This is a genomic window from Collinsella sp. SGI.095, from assembly GCF_050314535.1.
GTDB lineage: Bacteria > Actinomycetota > Coriobacteriia > Coriobacteriales > Coriobacteriaceae > Collinsella.
Genome location: NZ_JBNPNG010000031.1, coordinates 1 through 7,282 on the forward strand (window position 1 = coordinate 1; position 7,282 = coordinate 7,282).

General features: G+C 59.2%; 6 protein-coding genes. All 6 read left to right on the forward strand.

Annotated features, from left to right (window positions below; translation table 11 throughout):
* The first annotated feature begins 154 nt into the window (after positions 1–154).
* The 6 genes from acpS to tsaD are packed head-to-tail and all read left to right on the forward strand — an operon-like array spanning position 155 to position 6,978.
* On the forward strand, positions 155–694 hold the full coding sequence (gene acpS / locus ACQRCA_RS08075) for a holo-ACP synthase (protein ID WP_427719838.1): 540 nt from the start codon (positions 155–157) through the stop codon (positions 692–694).
* Positions 695–2,311 (forward strand): NAD(P)H-hydrate dehydratase, encoded by a 1,617-nt coding sequence (locus tag ACQRCA_RS08080; RefSeq protein ID WP_427719839.1) that lies wholly within the window; start codon positions 695–697, stop codon positions 2,309–2,311.
* 2 nt (positions 2,312–2,313) lie between these two features.
* Entirely contained in the window at positions 2,314–3,459 is a 1,146-nt protein-coding gene (gene alr, locus ACQRCA_RS08085) for an alanine racemase (protein ID WP_154515162.1), read from the forward strand.
* Positions 3,460–3,467: 8 nt separating this feature from the next.
* Positions 3,468–4,088 (forward strand): uracil-DNA glycosylase, encoded by a 621-nt coding sequence (locus ACQRCA_RS08090; protein WP_427719840.1) that lies wholly within the window; start codon positions 3,468–3,470, stop codon positions 4,086–4,088.
* 12 nt (positions 4,089–4,100) lie between these two features.
* Entirely contained in the window at positions 4,101–4,607 is a 507-nt protein-coding gene (tsaE, locus tag ACQRCA_RS08095; RefSeq protein WP_427719841.1) for a tRNA (adenosine(37)-N6)-threonylcarbamoyltransferase complex ATPase subunit type 1 TsaE, read from the forward strand.
* Positions 4,594–6,978: a tRNA (adenosine(37)-N6)-threonylcarbamoyltransferase complex transferase subunit TsaD gene (gene tsaD / locus ACQRCA_RS08100; protein WP_427719842.1), complete on the forward strand. Its 2,385-nt coding sequence runs from the start codon at positions 4,594–4,596 to the stop codon at positions 6,976–6,978. The genes tsaE and tsaD overlap by 14 nt, the downstream gene beginning before the upstream one ends.
* Positions 6,979–7,282: the final 304 nt, after the last annotated feature.

The window sequence follows — 7,282 nt, forward strand, 5'->3', positions numbered from 1 at the left end:
CATCGAGAATCGAGAAGGGGGAGGCCTCGCGGCCTCCCCCTTTTTCGTTCTCAGGCAATTTGTCTCACATAGTAGCTGTGTTTTATAACCCTCGTTTGTCGCATCTTCTTTGAACGGGCTACAATATCGTAGTCTGTGTAGCATGGAGGTGAACATGGCTGAAGCTGGTATCGGCGTTGATATCGTCGAGATTTCCTCAATGAAATCAATTCTTGAGAAGACTCCGTCGTTTGCCTGGCGCGTGTTTACCGATGAAGAGCGTGCGTATTGCGATGCGTCGTCTCGCCCTGCCGCTCATTATGCCAGCCGCTTTGCCTCTCGCGAAGCGGTGCTTAAGGCACTTGGAACGGGGTTTAGTCAGGGCGTTGGACGTAAGGACGTTTCCGTAACACGCGATAGGCTCGGCAAGCCAAAGGCTCTGCTTTCTGGTCGCGCTCTCGAAATCGCCCAGGATTTGGGTGTTGTCGAGGTTGCTCTTTCTATTACCCTTACGGGTGACTTGGCTGTCGCTAATGCCATTGCGATCACCGAGGATGCTCGACCTAAGCCTAAGGAAGAAAAAATGAGCACCAAGGAGCGCGTTGCCCAGACATTTAAAGAGGCCCGTTCTGTATTGGATGAGCTTGAACAGCTGCAACAATCTGCTTTGTCGGAGCATTTGATCGATGATCCGCAAGATACGCAAGGAGCATAGATGAAACCGGTTTTGAGTACCGAGGAAGTCGTTCGCCTCGAGGATATCATCGAGCGCGAGGGCACCTCGAAGGCCGAGCTCATGGAGTTGGCAGGTGAATTTGCCGCCAACGAGATTTTAAAGCTCAACCCTGATCGCGTTCTTGTGCTGGTCGGCTTTGGCAACAATGGCGGTGATGGTTGGGTCGCTGCGGATATCCTGACCCATAAGGGCGTTGATGTTGATATCGTTTCTCCAGTTGAGCCGGATGAGATTCCTGCTGCCCTTGCTCGTCACGTTGCCCGTCGCACCGCCGGTCGCGACGTTCATGTGTGCGTTGGGCCTTCGCGAGACGAGCTAGAGGTTCTCATTAACAAAGCGGATGTCGTGGTCGATGCTATTTTTGGTACCGGTTTTCACGGCAACCTTCGTGCGCCGTTTTCTATTTGGATTCCTACGGTTAACGAGTGCGCCGATCACGTTGTTTCTATCGATGTTCCCTCGGGCCTGAATGCCGAGACGGGCGTTGTGGATGACGACTGCATCCGTGCCGAGCGTACCGTGATGATGATTGCCCCTAAGATCGGCCTCTACAGCGCTGACGGTCCGGAGTATGCTGGCGACCTGGTGTGTGGCGGTCTGTACGACCGCCTCGACGAAGTCATCGATGATGTCGATCATGCTGCCGAGATCGTTGAGCCCGGTGATCTGGTGGACTACTTTGCCCCGCTGCCCACGAATATCGATAAGTATTCGCGCGGCTCCGCGCTCATCGTTGCCGGGTCGGCACAATATCCTGGTGCCGCCATCATGGCCGCAAAGTCTGCCGCTCGTGCTGGTGCCGGTTATGTGGCCGTTGCGACGCCCGATGCGTGCGCCAACCTTATTCGTATGGCGCTCCCGTCGATTCCCGTTTTCGCCATTCCGTCTGATTCCCGTGGATCTTTTGGTGCCGCTGCGCGTATGACAGTGTGCGAGATTGCTAAGAAGTACAGCTGCGTTGTGTGCGGGCCTGGCATGACGACGTCTGCCGGATCGATGCAAGTCGTTTCGGGCCTGCTTGAGCTCGATGTGCCGCTTATCCTAGATGCAGATGCGCTCAACTGCCTTGCCAAGATTGCAATCGACGGCATCGACAGTAATCCCGAGATGTACCGTCGCGAGCAGCCGCTCGTTATGACGCCGCATTATCGCGAGCTTTCGCGTCTCGTTGCCGGCGACGAGGTCAATGATCTTGGCACTGCGATTGCCGCTGCTCAAAAGATTGTCTGGGCTGCCGGTTCCGATAATCTCGTTGTTATCGCTAAGGGCCCGACGACGGCCATTTGCGGCGTCGAGCGCGTGCTGCTGCCGCTTTCGGGCCCAGCGTCGTTGGCGACCGCTGGCTCGGGTGATGTCCTCGCAGGTATCCTTGCAGGAACGCTTGCGACCATGCGTGACGAGATGGACCGTTGGGAGCTGCTGTACTCGTATGCCGTCGCACTCCACAGCTATGCCGGCTTTGCTGCGGCGACGGAGTATGGCGAGAAGAGCGTTATCGCGACCGATCTTATCGACTCGATCGGTCCCGCCATGGAATTGGCGGCAAAGGATGCGCTCGATGATCTGGGAATCATGGACGAAGGGTCGGATGACTAATCATGAATAAAGCCGATTTGACGCGTTGGTCCTGGGTCGAGATCGACCGCGGGGCGCTCCGCCGCAATACGAGGGCCTATAAGAACTTGCTAGATCCGCGTCAGCGCCTGTGCTGCGTGGTTAAAGCCGATGCTTATGGTCATGGAGCCGTCGAGTGCGCCAAGATCATGTATTCGGCCGGTGCCGACATGTTTGCTGTGGCGACGGTCAGCGAGGGTATTGAGTTGCGCCAGGGCGGAATCACCAAGCCCATCCTGATTCTAAGCGAGCCTCCCATCGAGGCTATTCCTTCATTGCTCGAGTTCGATATCATGCCCTCGGTCTATACGTCCGATTTTGCTCTTGCGTATGGTGAATGTGCCGTCGCGGCGGGCAAGGTGGGCAAGTATCATCTTGCCATCGAGACGGGTATGAACCGCATCGGCGTTCACTACACGCAGGTGCTCGACTTTGTCCGCGGTATTAATTTCCATCGCGGTATTCAGTGCGACGGCGTATTTACGCACTTTGCCACGGCCGACGAACCATCGGGTTGGGACTACAAGCTGCAGTGCCAGCGCTTTACCGAGGCCGTTCAGGCCATTAAGGATGCGGGTTTTGAGTGCGGTATCGTGCACTGTGCCAACACGCCGTCCTCGATGCTCGACCCCTCGATGCATTTTGATATGATTCGCGCTGGCGTTGGCTTGTATGGCATGCAGCCGTGCGAGCTGAGCGGCCGCGTGATGCAGCTTGATCCCGTTATGAGCGTTCATGCGCGCGTGACGCGCGTGGCGCATCCTGCGATGGGCGAGGGCGTAGGCTACGGTTTTACCTACCGCGTACCGCGCACACGCGTTCAGATCTGCACGCTGCCGATCGGATATGCCGACGGCCTTTCGCGCACGCTTTCCAATCGTATGGACGTGCTGTATCGCGGTGAGCGCGTGCGTCAGGTCGGAAATATCTGCATGGATCAGTTTATGGTTGCCATTCAGTCCAACCCGGCTCACGAGATTCCCGAGGCCGAACATGGCGACGAGATGATAATTATCGGTCGCGATGGCGATGCCGAGATTACCATGGATGAGATGGCGCGCCTGCGCGGCACGATTAACTACGAGGTCGCCTGCGGCTTTGGCATGCGTCTCGACAAGGTCTACGTGTAGGAGCCGCTATGGGCGTTATGTACATCCCCGGCCATAGCCATCAGGCGCCGCGCGAAGTTGCACTCGAGGAGATCGAGGCCGTCCTGGGTGATTGCCGCCTTTGCCAGCTTTACCAGTCGCGCCACAATATCGTGTTTGGGGTGGGAAACCCCCGCGCTCGCGTGATGTTTATTGGTGAAGCGCCGGGCCGTAACGAGGATTTACAGGGCGAGCCCTTTGTGGGGGCGGCGGGTGAAGACCTCAACGGCATTCTGTCCCTGGCGGGCCTTAAGCGTGAAGATGTCTATATCGCCAATGTGCTTAAATGTCGCCCGCCGGGAAACCGCAATCCGCGTCCCGAGGAAGTGCTTGCTTGCTCACCGTTTTTGCGCGAGCAGATTCGAAGCATCTGGCCCGATATCATCGTGACGCTCGGCAATCCCGCGACGCACTTTGTGCTCAAGACTGAGATTGGCATTACCAAGCTGCGCGGCAGGTTCCATCAGATGGGGCACTTTGTGGTGATGCCGACGTTTCATCCCGCGGCGGCGCTGCGCAATCCGGCGTGGCAGGAGTTGCTGGAGGAAGACTTTAAGATGCTGGGCGACTATCTGGTGCGACACCCCGCGCCAGAGGGTGCCTCGGAATAATAAGGAGCGTATATGTCCCTGGAGCGCCTGGGGCTAGGTACCTACAAAACGGCTCGTACTGCCGATACGGAGCATTTTGGCGAGTTGGTCGCACCGTGTCTAGAAAATGGCGATGTGCTGATACTGACCGGCGGCTTGGGCGTGGGAAAGACCCACTTTACCAAGGGCGTTTCGCGCGGCTTGGGCGACGGGCATATGGTCACGAGTCCTACGTTCGCGCTCATGGCCGTTCACGACCAGGGGCGTATTCCGCTGTTCCATTTTGATCTGTACCGCTTGGAGCATGCCTACGAGCTCGAGGATACGGGCATTTTTGACGTGCTCGGCTATGAGGGCGCTTGCTTGTTGGAATGGGGCGAGCAGTTTCAGGACGAGCTGACGGATGAGTATCTCTCGGTGACGCTTAGGCGCGATGAGGACGATAGCGACGTGCGAACGATCGCGCTCGAGGCTCACGGCGAGCGCGCGACTGAGCTTTTCGATTTGATTGATAAGGCTGTACAAGATGAGCTTGCATAACGACAACGCGCTGGTAGTGGCGCTCGATACTTCGACCGACATGCTTGCCTGCGCGGCAAGCTGGATTGATGAGCAGACGGGCGAGGCGAAGCTGGTGAGCGGGGACCATCTGTGTCGTCGCCATGCCAACGTGGAACTTGTGAATACCGTCGATGACGTGTTGGCGCAGGCCGGGCTGAATCGCGGCGATGTCGGCTGTTATGTGGTTGGACGCGGCCCGGGTTCGTTTACGGGCGTTCGCATTGGCATCTCGACCGCCAAGGGTCTGGCGCGCGGTGCCAACGTGCCGTTGCTGGGCGTGTCGACACTTGACGCTTGCGCCTGGACGGCGTGGAAGGCTGGCGTGCGCGGCAAGCTTGGTGTTCTTGCCGACGCCATGCGTGGCGAGGTGTATCCGGCTCTGTACGTACTGGGGGACGAAGGTCCCGAGCGTCTGTTTGAGCGCGAACACGTGGTCAAAGCCGCCGTGGCGCTTGATGAGTGGCGCCAGGCCGCGGACTGGAGCCAGGTTAAGCTGACTGGTGACGGTCTCGTACGTTATGGCAAGCTGCTGAGTGAGGACGAGACTGCGCGCTGCGTGGAGCGAGACCTGTGGTGGCCCTCGGGCGAGGGCCTTCTGATGGCGCACGCCGCGGGCGACGGTAATCCGGCTCGCGTTTTGCCGATCTACACGCGTCTTTCGGATGCCGAGGAAAATGAGCGTAAGCGCCTTGGGCTTGCCGAGAGCGCCCAGAGCGAGATTACGGGTGTTGCCGACGAGCTCGCCGGCCGCCATCTGCAGTTCCGTCCCATGGGCGCGGCGGATGCCGAGGGCGCGAGCGCATTGGAGGCCGCCTGCTTTGAAGGCGCCGGACACGAGGCGTGGACGCCGGGCATGTTCCTGTCCGAGCTGGGCGAGGGCGTTGCCGCGCCGCGTAGCTGGTGGGTGGCGCACGACGACGGTCAGCTGCTGGGACTTGCCGGCGGCATGGTCGTCGACGGTGACGTTCAGATTATGGACGTCGCGGTTGATCCTGCTCATCGTCGCGAGGGCATTGCCCGCAAGCTGCTGTCGCACGTGAGCTATGACGCCCAGATGCTCGGCTGCACCACTGCTTCGCTTGAGGTTGAGGACGGCAACGAGGGTGCGATTGCGCTCTATAGCGCCTTGGGCTTTACCGAGGCGGGTCGTCGCCGTGGCTACTACGGCGTCGGCAAGGATGCCATCGTCATGACGGCGTCGCTGCCCCTGGTGCTTCCTCTCGACAATGCCTCGCCCGAGCCAACGGCTGCCGAGCAGCGCGTCTGGCCGCTGCCTGAGCCCGAGCGCACCGCCGAGGAGCGTGCCGAAATCGAGCGCCGTCGCCTAGTTCTTGCCATCGAGAGCTCTTGCGACGAGACGGCTGTTGCGATTATCGATGCGGACGGCAATATGCTGGCCAACCAGGTGTCGACGCAGATTGATTTTCATGCTCGCTTTGGCGGCGTGGTGCCCGAGATCGCCTCGCGCAAGCATGTCGAGGTGATTGTAAGTGTCGTAGATGCGGCGCTTGAAGATGCCGCGGTATCGCTTGGGCTTGAGGGTGGAGCGATTGCGCCAAGTGAGCTTGCCGCCGTGGGTGTGACGCAAGGCCCGGGCCTGGTGGGTGCCCTGGTGGTGGGCGTCGCCTTTGCCAAGGGCTTTGCGTATGCTGCCAGTAAACCGCTCGTGTGCGTCAATCATCTGGAGGGTCACCTGTTCGCCAACCTGCTGGCACAGCCCGACCTTAAGCCGCCGTTTATCTTTACGCTTGTCTCGGGTGGGCACACCATGCTCGTGCACGTAAAGGCATGGGGCGACTACGAGGTGCTTGGCGAGACGCTGGACGACGCCGTGGGCGAAGCCTTCGACAAGGTTGCCAAGGCGCTGGGCCTGGGCTATCCCGGCGGCCCCATCATCTCCAAGCTCGCCGAGACGGGCAATCCCCGCGCGATCGATTTTCCCCGTGCGCTTAACAGCAGGGGAGACTATCGATTCTCGCTTTCGGGCCTCAAGACGGCGGTGACGCTCTATATTGAGCAGGAGACCAAGGCTGGGCGCACGATTCACCTGCCCGACCTGGCGGCCTCGTTTGAGGCGGCGGTCTTTGACGTGCAGTACAAGAAGGCCAAGAACGCCCTGCACGCCACCGGGTGCAAGGAGTATTGCATCGGCGGCGGCGTCTCGGCCAACCCGCATCTGCGCGAGATGATGATTAAGAAACTCGGGCGTCAGGGGATTCGCGTAACGGTGCCGCCTCTCTCGGCCTGTACTGACAACGCCGCCATGATTGCGGAGGTCGCTCGCCGCAAATTCGACCGAGGTGAAATCTCGCCGTTCGACGTCGACGCCGATCCAAACATGACGCTGTAGTCGTATGGGTGCGGTCCCCGACCGGAGGGGCCGGATATAAGGTTTCCTGCTCTACAGTCCTGCGCAAGACGAAGGCCACATTAAGTGGCCTTCTTTGCGTGCGGAACTCGCGATAAACCTTATATCCGGCCCCTCCGGTCGGGAACCTTTCTGTATCGATGCAGCTACTGAGCTGGATCGGCGTCGACAACGTCCGGCAAGGTTAGCCAGCCTGCGTCGAATTTACGGCGTGCTTTAGCTGAAAGAAACCTACCTGATAATCGACTCAATATCTCGGCTTTTATATAGCAGTCGGCGGACTTCC

What these genes read in the sequence shown, in the direction of transcription:
- tsaE (WP_427719841.1), top strand. Translation starts at nt 4,101, where the DNA reads ATGTCCCTGGAGCGCCTGGGGCTAGGTACCTACAAAACGGCTCGTACT.
- ACQRCA_RS08080 (WP_427719839.1), top strand. Translation starts at nt 695, where the DNA reads ATGAAACCGGTTTTGAGTACCGAGGAAGTCGTTCGCCTCGAGGATATC.
- acpS (WP_427719838.1), top strand. Translation starts at nt 155, where the DNA reads ATGGCTGAAGCTGGTATCGGCGTTGATATCGTCGAGATTTCCTCAATG.
- tsaD (WP_427719842.1), top strand. Translation starts at nt 4,594, where the DNA reads ATGAGCTTGCATAACGACAACGCGCTGGTAGTGGCGCTCGATACTTCG.
- alr (WP_154515162.1), top strand. Translation starts at nt 2,314, where the DNA reads ATGAATAAAGCCGATTTGACGCGTTGGTCCTGGGTCGAGATCGACCGC.
- ACQRCA_RS08090 (WP_427719840.1), top strand. Translation starts at nt 3,468, where the DNA reads ATGGGCGTTATGTACATCCCCGGCCATAGCCATCAGGCGCCGCGCGAA.